The organism is Pseudomonas sp. GV071, from assembly GCF_003050835.1.
GTDB lineage: Bacteria > Pseudomonadota > Gammaproteobacteria > Pseudomonadales > Pseudomonadaceae > Aquipseudomonas.
In genome coordinates this window covers 24,617-43,134 of sequence record NZ_QAOJ01000014.1, presented here as the reverse complement: position 1 = coordinate 43,134, position 18,518 = coordinate 24,617, and the positions used below count along the sequence as shown (strand labels likewise).

Sequence of the window (18,518 nt, the reverse complement as noted above, 5' to 3'; positions counted from 1 at the left end):
CAGCTTTGGTGACACATACCCCCCTGTCAAACCAACGCCGGACGACCGGTAGGCTTGGCACGTCTTTACCGCCAGTGGCACCATACCTCGCTGCCATTGCGCCCTTGAGCCATTCCCTTTGCCCGCCCTACTACCGCCTCGGCGTTTCCTCCTGTGTTTGCTGACACTGCTGGCCCTGTCCGGGTGCGAGCAGCCGGCCAACGTTGCCCTCGACCAGCAGGTGTATATCTGGCAACGGCAATGGCGACCGGCCCATGCCCAGGCACTGGCTGATAGCCGCGCCGACTTTTCGACCCTCAGGGTACTGGCCGCCCAACTGCATCCGCGCGAAGGCTGGGTGACGGCGCGCCTCGACCCCGCCCTGCTGCGCCAGGACGGCCGCCCGCTGATCGCGGTGATTCGTCTCGACGGCCAATTGCCCCAACTTGATACCGCCAGCATCGGCGTGCAGATCAAAACCATTGTCAGCGCCTGGCAGGCCAGCGGCCTCAACCTGCGCGGCGTGGAAATCGACCATGACTGCGCCAGTAGCCGCCTGCCCGCCTATGCCGAACTGCTGCACACCCTGCGCCGCGAGTTGCCCAGGGAGCTGCCCCTGAGCATCACCGCCCTGCCCGCCTGGCTGACCAGCCCCACGCTGGTGGATGTGCTTCGGGAAGTCGACAGCTCGGTGCTACAAGTGCATGCGATCAACCGCCCCGAGGCCGGGCTGTTTGATGCCCCACAGGCCCTGCGCTGGGCCAACGCCTATGGCGCCGTCAACAGCAAACCCTTCCACCTGGCCCTGCCCGCCTATGGCGTGGCGCTCACCGAGAACGGCGATGTGGAAAGCGAAGCGCCGTTACCCCAAGGCGGCGCCCGCCGGGAATTACAGGCCAAGCCTGAAGACGTGGCCACACTGCTACGCGATATGCAGGCGGCCCCCATCCCGCACCTGGCCGGCCTGATCTGGTTTCGTTTGCCTCTGGCCGGTGACAGGCGTGCCTGGCCGCTGGCTACCCTGCAGGCGGTGCTGCACCAGCAACCGCTGCGCGGCGATATACAGGTGACAGTGCAGCAACAAGGCGAGTTGTATGAGCTACGCCTGGTCAACTCAGGCAATCTCAATGCCCCGCTGCCCGCCCGTATTTACAACGACGCCGCCCGTTGCGAAAGCGGCGATGGCGTTCAGGGCTATCGCCTGCACCGCGCCTCCAACACGCTTGAATTTGTTCGCCAACCGCCAGGTCAATTAGCGGCGGGCCAAAGCCGCGTGCTGGGCTGGTTGCGTTGTTCACAGCTGGATCATGGAGGATTTCGTGTCTCGTCTTAACTTGCCTCGCTGTTTGCTCGCCGTTGCCGTGGCCACGGTATTGACCGCGCCTGTCGCCTTGGCCTGCGGCCCGGACTACCCGCTGCGCTTGCTCGGCGACCGGGCGCGCAGCCTGCAGGAGTTGCCCGAAGGTAACTTCAGCTTCGAGGTCGGGCGCCTCGCCGTCGCCACTCCGGCGCTGAAACAAGCGGCCAGCTACGACAGCGAAACGCGCTGGTCTGCCGATGAAGGACGCTACCTTGGTGACCTGGAAGTCGCCGAACCGCAAGGACTGACACCTGAGCAGGCGGCCAAGGTCAAAGCCCTGCGCCCCCTCACCGACCCCGCCCAAGCCGAACAAGCCGGTGCCGAGTTGCCCGCCGAACTGCGCTTGTACACCGCCGGCGCCGTGGCCTTCACCCAAGGCGACGACGCCACCGCTCAAGCCTACTTCCAGAAAGTCCTGGCCCTGCCCGCCAGCGAACGCCCGCTGCGCAGCACCTGGGCCGCCTACTCGCTAGGCCGCAGTCTGGCCCGGGGCGCCGATGCCGCACGCGACGGCGAACTGAGCGACGAGCAGCTTGAACAGGCGCGGCAAGCGGACATCGCGGCGGCGAAGCAAGCCTTTCGCCTGACCCGGCAACTGGCCCTGGACGGCGCCAGCGACCCGCTAGAGCTGGGCATCGCCAGCCTTGGCGAAGAAGCCCGACTGGCCCTGAATGCCGACGACTGGTCCACCGCCATCGGCCTGTACGCCAGCCAGCTGAAACTCGGCTCCACCACCGGCTACAGCTCGTTGAAACAGCTGGCGGTGGAGCTCACGCAGATGCCCGAAGCGCAACTGACGCCGCTGTTACGGCAGCTGCCGGTGCAACAATTGCTCACCGCTTACCTGATCACCCATTCCGGCTGGTCTTACGGCGAGCAACCCAGTGGTGAAAAAGCACTGGTGCAATTGCTGCAACGCAACGACATCGCCAACCTGGCCAACGCCGATCGCCTGGCGGCGCTGAGCTATCAATTTGGCGACTATGCCGCCACCGCCACCCTGCTCGAACACGCCGCCGACAACGGCATGACCTGGTGGCTGCGGGCCAAGATGGCCCTGCGCAGCGGCGACAAAGCCAGCGCCCAGGCTGCGTATGCCAAGGCCGCGCAAGCCTTCCCCGAAGACGAAAGCTGGGGCTGGCGACGTGACCTCGACTGGAATGGCGAAACGCTGAAACCGCGCTGCCGGGTTGAGGGCGAAGGCGCCATTCTGGCGCTGGAACGTGGTGACTACCTGGAAGCCTTCGAAGCGCTGTACCGCAGCGGCTACATCTACTGGGCAGATGCCGCCGAAGTGGCCGAGCGGGTGCTGACCACCGAGGAGCTGAAATCCTTCGTCGACGCTCAGGTGCCGGCACCGCCTTCGATCGCCACCCCGCCCGATCCGTTTGCTTACCAACCGCGCCCAATCGCCGCCGAGTTACGCCAATTGCTCGGCCGCCGTCTGCTGCGCGAAGGCCGCTATGACGAAGCCCCGGCGTACTTCTACGAAGTCAGCCTGCAAACCGCCGCGCGCGATTATGGCCAGGCACGACAAGCGGCCAAGTCGCGTTGGACCGCCACCGGCCAAGCCGAAGCGCTGTACCAGGCCGGTACGCTGGCGCGACGCCAAGGTATGGAGCTGCTGGGTTTCGAGATGTCGCCCGACTTTGCCTGGTTCGACGGTTTGTATTCCCTCGACCGGGTGCAAACCCAGGAGCCTGGCGGCCTGCTGAGTCCCGCTGAAGCCGAGCGGCAGAACGCCCGCCTGGCGCAACCGAACAACCGCTACCACTACCGCTGGATCGCCGCCGAGCTCGGCAGCCAGGCCGCCGACCTGCTACCCCACACCAGCCAGGCCTTTGCCGCCACCCTGTGCCACGCCACCGGCTGGATTCAGTGGAGCGACCAGGAACTGGCGCAAAGCCTGTACCAGCGCTATGTCGAAAAGGGTCCGGCGGTGCCCTGGGCGGCGAACTTTGGCAACAACTGCCCGCAGCCCAACTTCGCCAGCGTCGACCGCGACCTGTGGCAACTGCGTCTGGATAACAGCCGCCGCGCACTGCGCCCGTACAAAGGCTGGCTGTTCGGCCTGGCGTTGGTGGGCGGGGTACTGGCGGCTGGATATTGGCGCAAGAAGCGCCGTGTCACAGTTCAGCCACCTCAGCCGTAGCCGCCTGCGCAGCCTTGACTATAGTGATGGAACCGAACTGCCCTGATGAAATCGGATAGTCACTGCCTACTGGAGCCAACCCCATGAGTGAGTCAACCAACGAGCGTCGGCGCTTTCAGCGCATTGCCTTCGACGCCAGCACCGAAATCGCCCAGGGCGATCAGCGCTGGACGGTTGAACTGCACGACCTGTCCCTTAAAGGCCTGCTGGTGCAGCGCCCGGAAAACTGGAACGGCGACGCCAGCCAGCCGTTCGACGCCAGCGTGCGTTTAAGCCCGGATGTGTATGTACGGATGGAAGTGACGCTGGCACGCGACAAAGACGACCTGCTCGGCTTTGAGTGCCGGCATATCGACCTGGATTCGGTCAGCCATTTGCGCCGCCTGGTGGAGTTGAATCTGGGAGATGAGGATTTGCTCGAGCGCGAGTTGGCGTCGCTGGGCGAGGCCTAACGCCGATTTCGCTCCTCACGCAGAAGCAGGTTGGGTTGAGCACCGCGAAGCCCAACTGGACTTGGCGCAGATCGCAATGTTGGGCTTCGCTGTGCTTAGCCCAACCTACGCCGCGATAGCCGTTACTCGAACAACGCATCCAACGCCTGTTCCAGGCGTGTCACCGCAATAATCTGCAACCCGGCCGGCGCTTCTTTCGGGGCGTTGCCCTTGGGCACGATGGCGCGTTTGAAGCCGTGTTTGCCCGCCTCTTTCAAGCGCTCCTGGCCGCTCGGCACCGGACGTACTTCACCCGACAAGCCCACCTCGCCAAACACCAGCAAGTCATGGGGCAACGGCCGATTGCGCAGGCTGGACATCACCGCCGCCATCAGCGCCAGGTCGGAAGCGGTCTCCATCACCTTGACCCCGCCCACCACGTTCAAAAACACGTCCTGATCATGGGTCGGAATACCACCGTGACGGTGCAGCACCGCCAACAACATGGCCAGGCGGTTCTGGTCCAGGCCCACCGTCACCCGGCGCGGGTTGGCCAGGTGGCTGGTGTCCACCAGCGCCTGCACTTCAATCAACATCGGCCGCGTGCCTTCCCAGGTAGCCATCACCACGCTGCCGGGCACTTCTTCCTGAGCGCGGGTGAGAAAGATTGCCGAGGGGTTGGACACTTCCTTCAAGCCGCGGTCGGTCATGGCAAACACGCCCAGCTCATTCACCGCGCCAAAGCGATTTTTCACCGCCCGCAGCAAGCGGTAACGGCCATCGGATTCGCCCTCGAAATACAGCACGGTATCGACCATGTGTTCGAGTACGCGCGGGCCGGCGAGCGCGCCTTCCTTGGTGACGTGGCCGACCAGGAAAATCGCCGTGCCGCTCTGCTTGGCATAGCGCACCAACAAGGCCGCGCTCTCGCGCACCTGGGCGACGCCGCCGGGGGCGGATTGCAGTTGTTCGGTGAAGATCGTCTGGATCGAGTCGATCACCATCACCTTGGGTTTTTCGATCTTGGCGGTGGCGATGATTTGTTCGATACAGGTTTCGGTCATCACCTTGAGCTTGTCTTCCGGCAGCCCCAGACGACGGGCGCGCATGGCCACCTGCTGCTGCGATTCTTCGCCGGTGACGTACAGGGCAGGCATGCGGATGGCGATGTTGCACAGGGTCTGCAGCAGGATGGTCGACTTGCCGATGCCGGGGTCACCGCCAATCAGCACCACCGAGCCATCCACCAGACCGCCGCCGAGTACGCGGTCGAGCTCGGCCGAGGCGGTGGAGAAGCGCGGCATTTCTTCCACGCTGACTTCGGCCAGGGTTTTCAGCTGTGCTTGCTGCCCAGCCCAGCCGGCACGACCACTGGCGGCGGTTTCGCTGCCGACCTCGATCATGCTTTCCACCAGGGTGTTCCAGGCGCCACATTCGCCGCACTGGCCGGCCCATTTGGGGAAGGTCGCACCGCATTCGGTGCAGCCATACATACGCTTGGCCTTGGCCATCTCAACCCCCTCGCCGAAAAGCGCCGATGATAGCGCAGCTCTCCCGGATCAACGCGGCGCGGGTGTGCGAATTTCTCCGTTGGCCAGCCGAGCGGCGCTGTTGCCCATGGCATCTTCGGCGTGCAGATCAGCGCCTTTGGCGGCCAGGGCCTCAAGTAACTGCGGGCTATTGAACAGGCCGGCGTACATGGCCGCCGTCTGCCCGGCGCCGTTGCGCTGGTCGGGGTTGCAGTCGGACGCCAGCAAGCGCCGTGCAATCCGCACCTCGCCCTTGAAGATGGCGCCCATCAGCGCCGTATTGCCCCTCTGGTCCTGCTGACAGGCATCGGCGCCTGCCTGCAACAGCAGTTCCACCGCCGGCTGCTCACCGTGGTACGCCGCCAGAATCAGCGCGGTATGGCCCCTCTCGTCCTGGCGGTTCAACGGGTAATGGGCGTCGATAAATGTCTGCAACATCGGCACGTCACCGCGCCGTGCGGCGTCGAAAAAATAGCTGCGCAGTTGCGCCTCTACAGCAACCGGTTGATCGGCGAGGGCCACACGGCTGCCAGCCAACGCCAACGCGGCCAAAACAACACGAATGATCATGCAGCGTGCTCCTGAACAAACAGCGGCGGCCCGATCGGCCGCCGCTACCAGACGTCAGTCCACCAACGTTTCTGCCAGCGCCTTGACCCGACTCAGATCACCCTTCGCCACCTTGGCCACGCCAGTACCGTACTCAGGGTCGGCCTTGTACAAGAACGACAGAATGATGTGCTTGCTGTCGTCATCGGTGGTCGCCAGCGAGCCGCCGAAGCTGTCGATCAGGTCCGCGCGTTCTTTTTTGCTGAACGAGCGATACAGGTCACCGGCCTGTTTGAAGTTCTGCTCGCGCTGAATCTTCTTCTGCTCAGTGCTGCCAGTCACTGGCGAGCTGCTGTAGCGCGCGCTGGCCATTTCTTCACGCGGTTGCAACCGGCTCGGCTGGTAATTGACCCCTGAGGTGGTGTTGCCGCTGTTCATCGCGCCGTCCTGGTTGCCGTTGCTGACCTTTACCCGAGGCCGGTTGATCGGCAGCTGCATGGCGTTGACGCCCAATCGATAGAGCTGGGTATCGGCATACGAAAACACCCGACCCTGCAGTAGGCGGTCTTCAGAGGGCTCTATACCCGGCACCAGATTGGCCGGTGCCAGCGCCGCCTGCTCGGTTTCCTGGAACACGTTCGCCGGGTTGCGGTTCAACACCATCTGCCCCACTTTGCGCTCCGGCACGTCCGGCCAGATTTTGGTCGCATCCAGCGGGTCGAACGCGAACGTGCTCAATTGCTCAGGTTTGAGCACTTGCACATAGAGGTCCCATTTGGGGAAATCGCCCTTGTTGATATGGGCCACCAGGTCATTGCTCAGGTGGCTGTAATCCTTGCCCTGCACTTTCTCGACCTGTTTGGGGTCGAGGTTGTTAATACCTTGCAGGGTTTTCCAATGAAACTTTACATAGTGAATATCACCGTCGGCATCCACCAACTTATAGGCGTGCACACCATTACCATCCATTTGCCGATAACTGGCCGGCGTACCCGAGTTGGAGTACAGCTCCGTCAATGTACGAGTGGCTTCGGGCACATGTGAGAAGAAGTCAAAACGGCGAGCGTCGTCGTCCAAGTTAGTGCGCGGGTCGGGTTTGAAGGCGTGCACCATATCCGGAAACTTGATGGCATCACGAATAAAAAACGTCGGGAAGTTATTCCCTACCAAATCCCAATTACCGTCAGCGGTATAGAACTTCGTGGCAAAGCCGTGGGGGTCACGCAGGGTTTCCGGCGAGTGGTTGCCATGCACCACCGAGGAAAACCGCACAAACACCGGCGTCACTTCGCCTGCGGCAAATACCTTGGCCTTGCTCAGGTCGCTGAGGGTGTCGGTGACCGTGAACTGACCATGCGCCCCAGTGCCGCGGGCATGCACCACGCGCTCAGGGATGCGCTCGCGGTCAAACCGCTGAAGCTTTTGCAGCAGCTGGACGTCTTGCAACAACACCGGACCGGTGGCGCCGGCTGTTTGCGAGTTCTGGTTGTCGCCGACGGCCGCGCCGTTATCGCGGGTGAGAGTGTCCGCTTGGGCAGAGAAAGACAGCAGCCCAGCACAGAACAAAGAACTGGCGGGAAATAGAGTAAGTCGAGTCATGTTCATCTCCATATTTGTTCTAAGTGCGCTAAATGCGCGTTTGGAGACTAGAGCCAGCAACCCGATGTTCTAAATAGAAACTTCCAACGACAGCCATACATAAATACAGATAGGCTCAAGGCAAAACCCGCAGTATTCGCGCGAATAGTTTATTTCGTCAGCTCATAAAATGACGCAAGACATTGCTTTAATCGAAATTAACGCGCCTCTCTAATTAAAAAGAAAGCACCTAGTGACAGTTACATCTTTTCTTCACTTACTTAACTAACATTCGGCAACTTCACGGGTGATTAGCGGGCCTGCCTGGGAACGCAGGCCTTGGAGTGGGGAGGGAAAATCAGCCGGCAGCCGCCGCTTGTTGTAATTTCCGCGCGATTTCCAGATTGAGCCTAACCCGTTCCGTCTTCAGTGCTTTAAGCGCCATGTCATCCATAGCCTGGCGGCCGTCCTCGACCTGGAAGATCTGCTTGTCCAGCGCCGCGTACTCGGCAGCCAGCTTGCTGAAGTGCGCGTCCTGGCCCAGCAGCCGTTGCAGTTGCTCCTGAAACTCAGGGAATTCCTGGTGCAGCGGGTGGTGTTCGAGGGTCATGGGCCGTCTCCTGTCGCGGTGGGTGGGTTGACCCTGTACAGCCTAGACCAGCGGCAAAAACGGGGAACACTCAGCGGCCGGGCCGGTCATTTGAAGCTGGGAGTGGCAAATGCACTGCTCTACACTGCCCTCCAACCATCATCAGTAACAGGGAGTCCATCTATGAGCATACTCAGCGAATTCAAAGCCTTTGCGGTGAAAGGCAATGTCGTCGATATGGCGGTCGGGATCATTATTGGCGCGGCGTTCGGCAAGATCGTTTCGTCGTTCGTGGGCGACGTGGTGATGCCGCCGATTGGCCTGTTGATTGGCGGGGTGGATTTCTCTGACCTGGCGATCACGCTGAAAGAGGCTGTGGGTGACAAGCCGGCGGTGTTGTTGGCGTATGGCAAGTTTCTGCAGACGTGTCTGGATTTTGTGATTGTGGCGTTTGCGATTTTTATGGGTGTGAAGGTGATTAACAAGTTGCATAAGGAACAGGCTAAGGCGCCGGCTGCTCCGACCGCCGAGGTGGTTTTGTTGACGGAGATTCGGGATTTGTTGAAGACCGAGCAGGTGGATAAACAGCCGCCGGTTTGATGGTTTTTTTAGGTGGCGCTTCGGCGCCATTGTTGGTTTGGGGATTGGTTTTCTGCTTCGTTACCGCGTGGTCTGGGCGTTTTTGTTTCGCGCCTTACGCGCGAGTTTCTTTTTCCAGTCGCCGAAAAAGAAACCAAAAAGGCTTGCCCCCACCTGGGGTTTTCACTGCGTGAAAACTTCCCTCGCTACGTCGTCGCTCCAGGGGCCGGGCTGAGGGCCATCCTTGGCCCCATCCCTCTCCGCGGCTCCCGGCCGCTACGACCCCTTACGCAACGACTACGCTCGGCCTGGCGCTAAAGGGGCGGGTAGATCAAAAGCCAGATCAAAGGCCCCTCTCCCCCGGCCCCTCTCCCGCACGCGGGCGAGGGGTGACGTAGGGCGACCGCCTCACTCCGATTCGCCCCCTCTCCCGCTAGGCCGGCCGGGCAGGCGAGAGGGTTGGGGTGAGGAGCTGTTGATCTGTTTTTGATCTGGCTTTTGATCTTGATCTGGCTTGTGATCTTGCTTTGCCCGCCCCTTCAGGAGGCCGAGTGGAGGTGCTGCGTAGGGGGTTGAGCGGCAAGGATGCCGCGAAAGGAACGATGGGCCAGGGACGGCCCGTCGTGACGTGCCCCCGGAGGAGTGCCGAAGCGAGGGAACCCGCAGCGCAGCGAAGGGCCGTATGCTGGGGCAAGCGTTTTTGGTTTCTTTTTTGGCGACTGAAAAAAGAAACTCGCGCGTAAGGCGCGAAACAAAACGCCCAGCGCACGCGCAAATGAAGAACAACACCGTACAAAAGCAAACTCAGAAGACCCCGCCCTACATCCGCCCCAACACCTCAGCCAACACCCTAATCCCAGGCCTGATGCGCTCAGCATCAATCGCATGAAACCCCAACCGCATAAAATTCACCGGCACATGCTGGCCAAAGAAAAACTGCGCTCCGGATTCAATCAGCACACTCTGCTGCGCCGCCGCCCACGCCAATTTCTGCGTATCCATCCCCTCCGGTGCCGCCAACCAGAACGCACTCGCCCCGGGGCTGCCCACATGCTCACACCCCGGCAAGTCTTCACGCAGCGCGGTACTCAAGGTCTCCCGTCGCCGCGCATGTTCTTCACGGAAGCGGCGCAGGTGCGCGTCGTAATGCCCCTGGGCGAGGAACTCGGCGAGCATCCGCTGGTTGTTCAGCGGTGGATGCCGGTACATCAAACGCCGCAATGCACGCAGCTCATCGATCAGTTCGGCATCGGCCACCATGTAGCCAATCCGCAACCCCGGCGAGAAGGCTTTCGACAGGCTGCTCAGGTAGATCACCCGGCCATGGCTGTCGCTGGCTTTGAGGGCCGGTTGCGGGTGGTTGTCGAGGTTCAGTTCGGCGTCGTAGTCGTCTTCGATCAATACCTGATCGTGCTCGCGGATCTGCCGCAGCAGCTGGCCGCGGCGTTCCGGGCTCATGGCGATGCCGGTGGGCACCTGGTGGCCGGGAGTGACGTAGAGGTACTCGCAGTCGTTCAGGCGCGAGTCGACCACCAGCCCTTCGCGGTCGATGTCTTGCAGCTGCACCTGGGCGCCTTGCAGGTCGAAGATGCTCAGGGCGTCGCGAAAGCCTGGGTTCTCGACGGCCACTTTCACCCCTTTACCCATCAGCAGGGTGGCGAGCAGGTACAGCGCATTCTGCGAGCCAAGGGTCACCAGGATTTCATCGGCGCGTGCCCAGATGCCGCGCTTGGGCAGCACGCGGGTGCGCAGTTGTTCGATCAGCATTTCGTCGTCGCGGTCGAAGCGGTCGCGCAGCCAGCCCTGGTCGCGTTCGCTGCGCAGGGTGTTGCGCGACACCTCGCGCCAGCGCTCCAGAGGAAACAGGTCGCGAATCGGCTGGCCATAAACGAAGGGGTAGGTGAAGCCCGGCCAGTTGCTCGGGCGCAGTACGCCATGCTTCAGGCTGGGCTGCATCTTGAAGCGTGCAGCCCAATTCGGTGCACGTTCGCTGCTGCTGTCGTCGCTGTGTTCGGGTTGCCGTTGCGGCGTCATGCGCAGCACGCTGTCGTCGAACTCGGCGCCGCAGTAGTCGGGGTGCAGGTAGTAACCGCTGCGCGGGCGGGAGACAAGGTAACCGTTGTCGAGCAGGCTTTCGTACACCAGGGCCACGGTGTTGCGGGAAATCGACAGCTGTTGGGACAGTTTGCGGCAGGAGGGCAACGGCTCGTCGGCCGGGAAACCACCACCCAGAATGGTCGATACCAGCGACTCGCGCAGTTGCTCCTGAAGGCCCCGCTGCTGGTCGAAATCCAGGTGGAATAAGTGATCGATCATGGTGGTTGCACTCGCTTGCCGACCGATGAACTTTGCAAGTAACGCGCCATGGTTTTGGCCCCACAGACTGGCCAGTCGAATGGCCAAATCTGTCCCTACACCCTCGCTTACACGGCTCTCTATGGTGATGCCAGCCAACTCGAAAAGCCGCCGACGGCGCACTTCTTATGACAACTGGAGCAGCAAAGATGAAGCACACGAACAACGGTTCGCTGGCCCTCAAATCGCTTGGCCTGTTGCGCAAGCTGACCCTCGCCACCCTGGTACTCAGTGCCCCCTTCGCCCACGCCGACCTCGACGAGGTGAAGAGCAAAGGTGTGCTCACCGTGGCCACCGAAGATGACTACGCGCCGTTCAACTTCATCGTCGACGGCAAACCCGACGGCTTCCACAAGGAGCTGCTGGAAGACCTGGTGGCCTACGCCAAAGAACAGAAGATCGAGGTGAAGCAGGACATCCTGCCGTGGACCGGCCTGCTCGCCTCGGTGTCCTCCGGCCAATACGACGTGGCCTTCACCGGCGCGCTGGTCACCGACGAGCGCCTGCGGGTGTTCAACTTCACCCCACCGTTTGCCAGCGCCCAGCACTATTACGTGAAGCGCGCTGACGACAAGAGCCTCAGCGATATCGCCAGCCTGTGCGGCAAGACCGTCGGCGTACAAGCCGGTAGCGCCCTGCTGGCACGCCTGCCGGAGCTGAAGGCGATGATGAAAGAAAAAGGCTGCGAGATGGGCAAGGTGGTCGAGTACCAATCCTACCCGGAGGTGTACGCGGACCTGGCCAACGGCCGTCTGGATTACGCGGTCAACGCGCTGATCTCGGTGAATGACCTGATCAAAACCCGTGGCGACACGTTCGCCAAGGGCATCGCGGTGTCCGGTCCTGGCTTCGCGGCCTGGCCGATGCCGAAGAGCAGCCCTGAGCTGCTGAAGTTCCTCACCGGTTTTATGGACAAAGTGCGCGCCAACGGCCGCCTGGCAGCGCTGCAAACCAAGTGGTTCGGTGAAGCTTTCGCGGATATGCCGAAAGAGCCGATCACCAATGTTGAGCAGTTTCATAAATTGGCGGGGATGTAAGCCCTTACACCGTCGTCCCAGCGCAGGCTGGGACCCAGAGTTGCCCGGCGAGCGCCGTTCTCCGGACAGATTCTGGATCCCAGCCTGCGCTGGGATGACGGTGGGTTGGTTGGGTCTCGTATCTAAAGCCTCCCCCTCTCACACCTGGCCCTCGCTTTGCTTCTGTTTCCCCCAAGCCTTACAAACCCCTCACGGTCTGGCTCGCATCAACCCTGTTTTTAACTAAGGAGCCGAGGCATGAACGGTCAAGCCTGGTTGTTGCTGTTGGAAGGCGCCTGGACCACCTTGTGGCTCTGCGGCATCGCCATCTCCATCGGCGTGGTATTGGGCCTTGGCGTGGCGCTGTTGCGCATGGCCAAGATCCCCTTCGTTGATCAATTGCTGGTGCTGTACATCAGCCTGGCCCGCGCCACGCCACTGGTGACCTTTGTGCTGTTTCTGTTTCTGTCGGCGCCGATGTTTGGCATCAACATGAACCGCAACACCGCCGCCATCGTCGCCATGACCCTCAACACTGCGGCCTTCAACGCGGAAATCTGGCGCGCGGCGTTTATCAGTTTTTCCCGCGACCAGCGTGAAGCGGCCCTGGCTTGCGGCATGACTGGCGGAGTGTTTTTCCGCCGCATCATGCTGCCGCAGATGATCACCAGCAGCCTGCCCGGCCTGGTCAACGAGATGTCGTTTCTGATCAAGGGCAGCCCGGCCATCGCGGTGATCGGCATTGTCGACCTGACCCGCGTAACCAACCGGATTTCCGCCGTGACCTACGAGCCTTTGCCGCCGATTCTGTGCGCCGCCTTTTTGTACATGCTGATTATCAGCGTGCTGCTCAAGCTGCAGGCGATGGCGGAAAAGAAAGCCAACCGACTGGCCATGTAAGGGAGGCTGCCATGACTGAATGGACGATTTTATGGGAGGCCCGCGAGACCTTCGTCAACGGCCTGATCGGCACCCTGGTGCTGTTTGTGCTGTCGACGCTCTGCGCCTTTGTGCTCGGTTGCCTGGCGGTATACCGGCTGGAGGAAGGCGACCGCTTTTCCACTGCCATCCGCATCGTGATGAACCTGATGCGCACCCTGCCGTTTCTGATCCTCGCCTACCTGCTGTACTACGGCCTGCCGCAACTGGGCCTGCGCATGGATGCCTGGACCGCCGGGTTTATCAGCCTGATCATTTACCACGCCGCCTACTTCGCCGAGATTCTGCGCGGCAGCCGCCTGGTAATGCCCGCGGGATATGTCGAGGCGGCCAAGGCCCATGGCTTTACGCCCGGCTGGCTGTTCTGGCGGATCATTCTGCCGCAGCTGGTGATCAAGACCCGGCCGCTGCTGGGCAACCAGCTGATCATCGCCCTCAAGGACACCGCATTCCTGACCATCATCACCGTGCAGGAACTGACCGCCGCCGCCAACTCGGCACAGTCCACCTACTTCATTCCCACCCAGGCCTTCGTGCTGGTGATCGTCCTCTACTGGCTGATCAGCATCTGCCTGGAACTGGCACTCAAATGGGCCGGCCGCTTCGGCGCCAAACGAGGTTTTGACTATGTCTGATTCAACCGCTGCGTCTAATACCGATGCCGCACCTGCCGTCAGCATCAAGCGCATGTCCAAGAGTTTTGGCGATATCGAGGTGCTGCGCGATATCGACCTGGAGGTTAAAAAGGGCGAAGTGGTCAGCGTGCTGGGTTCGTCCGGTTCGGGCAAATCGACCATGCTGCGCTGCATCAACTGGCTGGAAGTGCCTGATCGCGGCAGCATTCATATCGCCGGCCAGCGTATCGGCGTGAACGAACAAGCCGGGCGCAAGATGAACAACAAGGAGCTGGCCACCCTGCGCGCGAAGACCGGCATGGTGTTCCAGGGCTTCAATCTGTGGCCGCACCTGAGCGTGATTCAGAACGTGATGGAAGCGCCTATCTATGTGAAGGGCATGGCCAAGGACCAGGCTCGTGCCATCGCCGAACAGCTGTTGGAAAAAGTCGGTATGAGCGAGCGTAAAGACGCCTATCCCTTTACCCTGTCGGGCGGGCAGAAGCAGCGCGTGGCCATTGCCCGCGCCCTGGCCATGAGCCCGGAAGTGATATTGTTCGACGAACCCACCTCAGCCCTGGACCCCGAGCGGGTCGGTGAAGTGCTGCAGGTGATGAAAAATTTGTCCAGCGAGGGCTACACCATGATCGTGGTGACCCACGAAATGGAATTCGCCCGCGCCGTGTCCGACCAGGTGGTGTTTCTGGAAAAGGGCCTGATCATCGAGAAGTCAGCCCCGGACAAATTCTTCAGCAACCCGGACACCGAACGGGTGCGCAAATTTCTCGAGCTGTCGCACTGACAGCTCCATCAAGTCGCCGTGAAGACGAGGTAAACATGAGCAAGGTGGTATTTATCACAGGGGCAACATCGGGTTTTGGCCGCGCCACCGCACGGCGTTTCGCCGAGGCTGGCTGGTCGCTGGTACTCAGCGGCCGCCGCGAAGAACGCCTGATCGAGCTGCAGCAAGAACTGTCCGCCAAGGTGCCGGTGCACATCGCGGTGCTGGACGTTCGTGATGCGGCCGCTGTGCAGAAAATGGTCGATGACTTGCCCGAGGGCTTTCGCAACATCCGCAGCCTGATCAACAACGCAGGCTTGGCCCTGGCACCGGAGCCAGCGCAGAAGGTGGCCCTGGAAGACTGGCACACCATGATCGACACCAACATCACCGGCCTGGTCAACGTCACCCACGCCGTACTGCCCAAACTGCTGGAAACCGGCAAGGGCGCGAGCATCGTCAACATCGGTTCGGTGGCCGGCGAGTGGCCCTACCCGGGCGGCCATGTGTATGGCGCGAGCAAGGCCTTCGTTAAGCAGTTCAGCTACAACTTGCGCTGCGACTTGATTGCGACCGGTGTGCGGGTTACCGACATTGCGCCGGGGATGGCCGAAACTGAATTTACGTTGGTGCGTACCAAGGGTAACCAGGCGGCGTCCGATGCCATGTATGGCACCACTACACCATTGAGCGCTGAGGATATTGCTGAGCAGATTTTCTATGTGGCGAACCTGCCGGACCATATCAACATCAACCGGCTGGAAATTATGCCGAGTCGGCAGGCGTGGTCCTCATTCGCGGTCGACCGCGATAAGTGATCGGTGTGGCTGCCCGTCGGGTGCCATCTTTTAAAGAGCATCGCGGCTGAAGCCGCTCCTACGGATTGTGCGATCCCGTAGGAGCGGCCGGTCCGGCGCTCCGGTCAGCAGCGAGCTTTTGACCTAGCGGTTAATGCGCTTGCTCGGTGCGTTTCTTGTGCACGGCACCCGGCTCATGGTGCTCATCCGCTTCCACAATCGGCACTTCCTTCCCCTCACAATCGAACAGTTTGCCGTCGCGAACAAAGTCGCCGTCGTTGAGGCAGGCGATGTCGCGGTAGCGCACGGTACGGTCGCTGGCAGCGACGAATACCGACTGCTGGTCAGAGTTGCCGGCACGCAAGTGGTTGAACAGCAGGTTGAGCAGGATGGCCATGATCGCCGCCGAGCTGATGCCGGAGTGGAAGATGGTTTCGAACCAGCTCGGGAAGTGGTGATAGAAGGTCGGCGCAGCGATGGGGATCATGCCGAAACCGATCGAGGTGGCGACGATGATCAGGTTCATGTTGTTGCGGTAGTCCACCTGCGCCAGGGTGCGAATACCACTGGCGGCGACGGTGCCGAACAGCACCAGGCCCGCACCACCGAGCACGGCGGTGGGTACGGCGGCGACCAGGCGGCCCATCACCGGCAGCAGGCCGAGGGTCACCAGAATCAAACCACCGGTGGCCACCACGTAACGGCTCTTCACGCCGGTTACGGCGACCAGCCCCACGTTCTGAGCAAAGGCGCTCTGGGTGAACGAGCCGAACAGCGGCGCCAGGGCGCTGGAGATCATGTCGGCACGCAGACCATTGCCCAGGCGTTTGGAGTCGACCTTGGTGTCGATGATTTCGCCAACGGCGAGGATGTCGGCCGAGGTTTCCACCATGGTCACCACGATCACGATCAGCATCGACAGAATGGCGGCGAGCTGAAATTGCGGCATGCCGAAATGCAGCAGACCCGGCAGTGCGACGATCGACCCCTCCAGCACGTGGGAGAAATCGGCCATGCCAGTGGCGGTGGCGATCAGGGTGCCGATGACGATCGACAGCAGAATCGACAGCCGCGAAATGCTCGCGCTACCCAATTTGCTCAGCAGCAGCACCAAGGCCAGGGTGAGCGCCGCCAGGCCGATATTGGCCACGCTGCCAAAGTCCGGGGCCTGGCTGTTGCCGCCCATGGCCCAGCGTGCCGCGACCGGCATCAGGGTCAGGCCGATGGTGGTGATGACGATGCCGTTCACCAGCGGTGGGAAGTATTTGATGATGCGCGAGAACACCGGGGTGATCAGCAGGCCGATGATGGACGCCGCAATCACCGCGCCGAATACCACCGGCAGGCCGTTCGAGCCGTCACTGCCAAGGATCGCGATCATGGTGGCGACGCCAGAGAACGACACCCCCTGAACCAGCGGCAAGCGACAACCGAAGAACGGCAAACCTAATGTCTGTAGCAAGGTGGCCAGGCCGCCTGCGAACAGCGAAGCGGCGATCAACAGGCCGATTTCGGCTGGTGAAAGACCGGCCGCCTGACCGACGATCAGGGGCACGGCAATGATGCCGCCGTACATGGTCAACACGTGTTGCAGGCCGTAGGCCAGGTTGGCGCCAATACCGAGGTTCTCGTCTTCGGGACGAGTAGAAGCAGAAGAAGTCATTTTGGGTAGCTCGCTTTTGTCGTTTTTATGCGTCTAACAGCAATCGATGAGTTCTGTGTTGCCTGGGGTTTCCAGCGGCTGCGCGTAAGGCTGAGCGCAGCCGCTGGCGGTGTTACTCGCCGGTCACCAGTTGGCGGGCCAATTGGTTGTGACGCTCCAGCACCCGCGGTAGATCGACGGTGGTAATGCGCCCGTCCTGGACGATTACGCGGCCGTTGATCACGCTGGTATGAACTTGCGTCGGGGTGCAGAACACCAGCGCCGCCAGTGGGTCGTGGTGGGCGCCGGCATAGCTGACGTGGCTCATGTCGAACGCCACGAAGTCGGCAATCATGCCGGGCGCCAGGGCACCGATATCGTTACGGTTGAGCACCTTGGCGCCGCCCAGGGTGGCGATCTCCAGGGCCTCGCGCGCGGTCATCGCATCGGGGCCGAAACCGACCCGCTGCAACAGCAGGGCCTGGCGGACTTCGCCGATCATGCTGGCGCCGTCGTTGGAGGCCGAACCGTCGACACCCAGGCCGACCGGCACGCCGTGGTCGCGCATCTTGCGGATCGGCGCGATGCCGGACGCCAGGCGCATGTTCGAGCATGGGCAGTGGGCAACGCCGGTGCCGGTACGGGCGAACAGTTCGATGCCGTGCTGGTCGAGTTGCACACAGTGGGCGTGCCAAACGTCATGACCGACCCAGCCGAGGTCTTCGGCGTATTCGGCCGGCGTCATGCCGAATTTTTCGCGGCTGTAGGCGATGTCGTTGACGTTCTCGGCCAGGTGGGTGTGCATCGATACGCCGTATTGGCGGGCCAGCACGGCGGCTTCGCGCATCAGGTCGCGGCTCACTGAAAACGGCGAGCACGGTGCCACCACCACACGCAACATCGAGCCGTGGCTGGCGTCGTGGTAGTCCTCGATCAGGCGTTGGGATTCTTTGAGAATGTCGCTCTCTTTTTCCACCACCGAATCCGGCGGCAGGCCGCCCTGGCTGCGGCCGACGCTCATGCTGCCGCGCGCGGCGTGGAAGCGCATGCCGATCTCGCCGGCAGCGTGAATGCTGTCGTCGAGTTTGCAGCCGTTGGGGTAGATATACAGGTGGTCGCTGGAGGTGGTGCAGCCGGAGAGAATCAGCTCGGCCATTGCCGTTTGGGTCGACACCGAGATCATTTCCGGGGTCAGCCGCGCCCAGATCGGGTAGAGGTTTTCCAGCCAGTTGAACAGCTCACCGTCCTGGGCCGCCGGCACCACGCGGGTGAGGCTCTGGTACATGTGGTGGTGGGTGTTGACCAGGCCGGGAATGACCACCTTGCCGGTCATGTCCAGCACCACGTCGGCGGTTTGCGGCAGGGTGTCGCTGGGACCGACCTGCTTGATCACGTTGTCTTCGATGTACAGACCACCGCGACGAATCTCGCGGCGCTCGCCATCCATCGTTACTAACAGTTCTGCGTTTTTGACCAATAAAGTCTTGGGCATGGGTGGTGCTCCCCCTAGGAGTCTGGTTTCAGCGAATGGTGGAAATTACGAAGGGTGGGTCGCTTGGACGCGGGCTCTGGTGAGCCTGTTTGACGTGGAGCGACGTTCGCAGAAGACGCTCAGGGGTTCGAGCAGC

16 protein-coding genes are annotated in these 18,518 nt (G+C 61.7%); 9 read left to right on the top strand and 7 right to left on the bottom strand.

From position 1 onward, the window contains the following. The first annotated feature begins 118 nt into the window (after nt 1-118). From C8K61_RS22770 to C8K61_RS22760, 3 genes are all read left to right on the top strand, one after another. Nucleotides 119-1,312, top strand: a complete 1,194-nt coding sequence (locus tag C8K61_RS22770; RefSeq protein ID WP_218277836.1) for a DUF3142 domain-containing protein — start codon at nt 119-121, stop codon at nt 1,310-1,312. After that, complete coding sequence (locus C8K61_RS22765; RefSeq protein WP_108098593.1) at nt 1,299-3,491, top strand: hypothetical protein; 2,193 nt, start codon at nt 1,299-1,301, stop codon at nt 3,489-3,491. The genes C8K61_RS22770 and C8K61_RS22765 overlap by 14 nt, the downstream gene beginning before the upstream one ends. 83 nt (nt 3,492-3,574) lie before the next feature. After that, nucleotides 3,575-3,943, top strand: coding sequence for a PilZ domain-containing protein (locus C8K61_RS22760; protein WP_108098592.1), 369 nt, complete (start codon nt 3,575-3,577; stop codon nt 3,941-3,943). A 122-nt stretch (nt 3,944-4,065) separates the two neighbouring features. Here C8K61_RS22760 and radA read toward each other — a convergent pair whose 3' ends face one another. From radA to C8K61_RS22740, 4 genes are all read right to left on the bottom strand, one after another. Continuing rightward, nucleotides 4,066-5,433: a DNA repair protein RadA gene (gene radA, locus C8K61_RS22755; RefSeq protein ID WP_108098591.1), complete on the bottom strand. Its 1,368-nt coding sequence runs from the start codon at nt 5,431-5,433 to the stop codon at nt 4,066-4,068. A 48-nt stretch (nt 5,434-5,481) separates the two neighbouring features. After that, nucleotides 5,482-6,021, bottom strand: coding sequence for an ankyrin repeat domain-containing protein (locus C8K61_RS22750; protein WP_108098590.1), 540 nt, complete (start codon nt 6,019-6,021; stop codon nt 5,482-5,484). Nucleotides 6,022-6,075: 54 nt separating this feature from the next. Next, complete coding sequence (locus C8K61_RS22745) at nt 6,076-7,599, bottom strand: catalase (RefSeq protein ID WP_371920019.1); 1,524 nt, start codon at nt 7,597-7,599, stop codon at nt 6,076-6,078. Nucleotides 7,600-7,936: 337 nt separating this feature from the next. Further along, complete coding sequence (locus tag C8K61_RS22740) at nt 7,937-8,188, bottom strand: YdcH family protein (protein WP_108098588.1); 252 nt, start codon at nt 8,186-8,188, stop codon at nt 7,937-7,939. A gap of 162 nt (nt 8,189-8,350) precedes the next feature. Here C8K61_RS22740 and mscL point away from each other — a divergent pair, with 162 nt between their 5' ends. After that, the gene (mscL, locus tag C8K61_RS22735) at nt 8,351-8,767 is read left to right on the top strand and encodes a large-conductance mechanosensitive channel protein MscL (RefSeq protein WP_108098587.1); all 417 of its coding nucleotides are present in this window, start codon (nt 8,351-8,353) and stop codon (nt 8,765-8,767) included. A 798-nt stretch (nt 8,768-9,565) separates the two neighbouring features. Here the strand turns inward: mscL and C8K61_RS22730 are convergent. Beyond that, complete coding sequence (locus C8K61_RS22730; RefSeq protein ID WP_108098586.1) at nt 9,566-11,062, bottom strand: PLP-dependent aminotransferase family protein; 1,497 nt, start codon at nt 11,060-11,062, stop codon at nt 9,566-9,568. A gap of 188 nt (nt 11,063-11,250) precedes the next feature. Between C8K61_RS22730 and C8K61_RS22725 the strand changes: the two genes are divergently transcribed. From C8K61_RS22725 to C8K61_RS22705, 5 genes are all read left to right on the top strand, one after another. After that, nucleotides 11,251-12,138, top strand: coding sequence for a transporter substrate-binding domain-containing protein (locus C8K61_RS22725; RefSeq protein ID WP_108098585.1), 888 nt, complete (start codon nt 11,251-11,253; stop codon nt 12,136-12,138). A 237-nt stretch (nt 12,139-12,375) separates the two neighbouring features. Next, nucleotides 12,376-13,017 carry an amino acid ABC transporter permease gene (locus C8K61_RS22720; RefSeq protein WP_108098584.1) on the top strand — a complete coding sequence of 214 codons (642 nt, stop codon included), beginning with the start codon at nt 12,376-12,378 and terminating at the stop codon, nt 13,015-13,017. A gap of 11 nt (nt 13,018-13,028) precedes the next feature. Beyond that, on the top strand, nt 13,029-13,691 hold the full coding sequence (locus C8K61_RS22715; protein WP_108098583.1) for an amino acid ABC transporter permease: 663 nt from the start codon (nt 13,029-13,031) through the stop codon (nt 13,689-13,691). Then, nucleotides 13,684-14,472, top strand: a complete 789-nt coding sequence (locus tag C8K61_RS22710; protein ID WP_108098582.1) for an amino acid ABC transporter ATP-binding protein — start codon at nt 13,684-13,686, stop codon at nt 14,470-14,472. The genes C8K61_RS22715 and C8K61_RS22710 overlap by 8 nt, the downstream gene beginning before the upstream one ends. A 35-nt stretch (nt 14,473-14,507) precedes the next feature. After that, complete coding sequence (locus tag C8K61_RS22705) at nt 14,508-15,269, top strand: SDR family NAD(P)-dependent oxidoreductase (protein WP_108098581.1); 762 nt, start codon at nt 14,508-14,510, stop codon at nt 15,267-15,269. A 130-nt stretch (nt 15,270-15,399) separates the two neighbouring features. Here the strand turns inward: C8K61_RS22705 and C8K61_RS22700 are convergent, their stop codons facing one another. Both C8K61_RS22700 and C8K61_RS22695 read right to left on the bottom strand, forming a co-directional pair. Beyond that, entirely contained in the window at nt 15,400-16,911 is a 1,512-nt protein-coding gene (locus tag C8K61_RS22700; protein WP_108098580.1) for a nucleobase:cation symporter-2 family protein, read from the bottom strand. A 112-nt stretch (nt 16,912-17,023) separates the two neighbouring features. After that, nucleotides 17,024-18,382: an 8-oxoguanine deaminase gene (locus tag C8K61_RS22695; protein ID WP_108098579.1), complete on the bottom strand. Its 1,359-nt coding sequence runs from the start codon at nt 18,380-18,382 to the stop codon at nt 17,024-17,026. Nucleotides 18,383-18,518: the final 136 nt, after the last annotated feature.

Bases quoted from the DNA above. Each gene is read 5' to 3' on its own strand.
- radA (WP_108098591.1), bottom strand. From the start codon at position 5,433: ATGGCCAAGGCCAAGCGTATGTATGGCTGCACCGAATGCGGTGCGACC.
- C8K61_RS22705 (WP_108098581.1), top strand. From the start codon at position 14,508: ATGAGCAAGGTGGTATTTATCACAGGGGCAACATCGGGTTTTGGCCGC.
- C8K61_RS22715 (WP_108098583.1), top strand. From the start codon at position 13,029: ATGACTGAATGGACGATTTTATGGGAGGCCCGCGAGACCTTCGTCAAC.
- C8K61_RS22760 (WP_108098592.1), top strand. From the start codon at position 3,575: ATGAGTGAGTCAACCAACGAGCGTCGGCGCTTTCAGCGCATTGCCTTC.
- C8K61_RS22710 (WP_108098582.1), top strand. From the start codon at position 13,684: ATGTCTGATTCAACCGCTGCGTCTAATACCGATGCCGCACCTGCCGTC.
- mscL (WP_108098587.1), top strand. From the start codon at position 8,351: ATGAGCATACTCAGCGAATTCAAAGCCTTTGCGGTGAAAGGCAATGTC.
- C8K61_RS22700 (WP_108098580.1), bottom strand. From the start codon at position 16,911: ATGACTTCTTCTGCTTCTACTCGTCCCGAAGACGAGAACCTCGGTATT.
- C8K61_RS22740 (WP_108098588.1), bottom strand. From the start codon at position 8,188: ATGACCCTCGAACACCACCCGCTGCACCAGGAATTCCCTGAGTTTCAG.
- C8K61_RS22720 (WP_108098584.1), top strand. From the start codon at position 12,376: ATGAACGGTCAAGCCTGGTTGTTGCTGTTGGAAGGCGCCTGGACCACC.
- C8K61_RS22695 (WP_108098579.1), bottom strand. From the start codon at position 18,382: ATGCCCAAGACTTTATTGGTCAAAAACGCAGAACTGTTAGTAACGATG.
- C8K61_RS22730 (WP_108098586.1), bottom strand. From the start codon at position 11,062: ATGATCGATCACTTATTCCACCTGGATTTCGACCAGCAGCGGGGCCTT.
- C8K61_RS22725 (WP_108098585.1), top strand. From the start codon at position 11,251: ATGAAGCACACGAACAACGGTTCGCTGGCCCTCAAATCGCTTGGCCTG.
- C8K61_RS22745 (WP_371920019.1), bottom strand. From the start codon at position 7,599: ATGACTCGACTTACTCTATTTCCCGCCAGTTCTTTGTTCTGTGCTGGG.
- C8K61_RS22750 (WP_108098590.1), bottom strand. From the start codon at position 6,021: ATGATCATTCGTGTTGTTTTGGCCGCGTTGGCGTTGGCTGGCAGCCGT.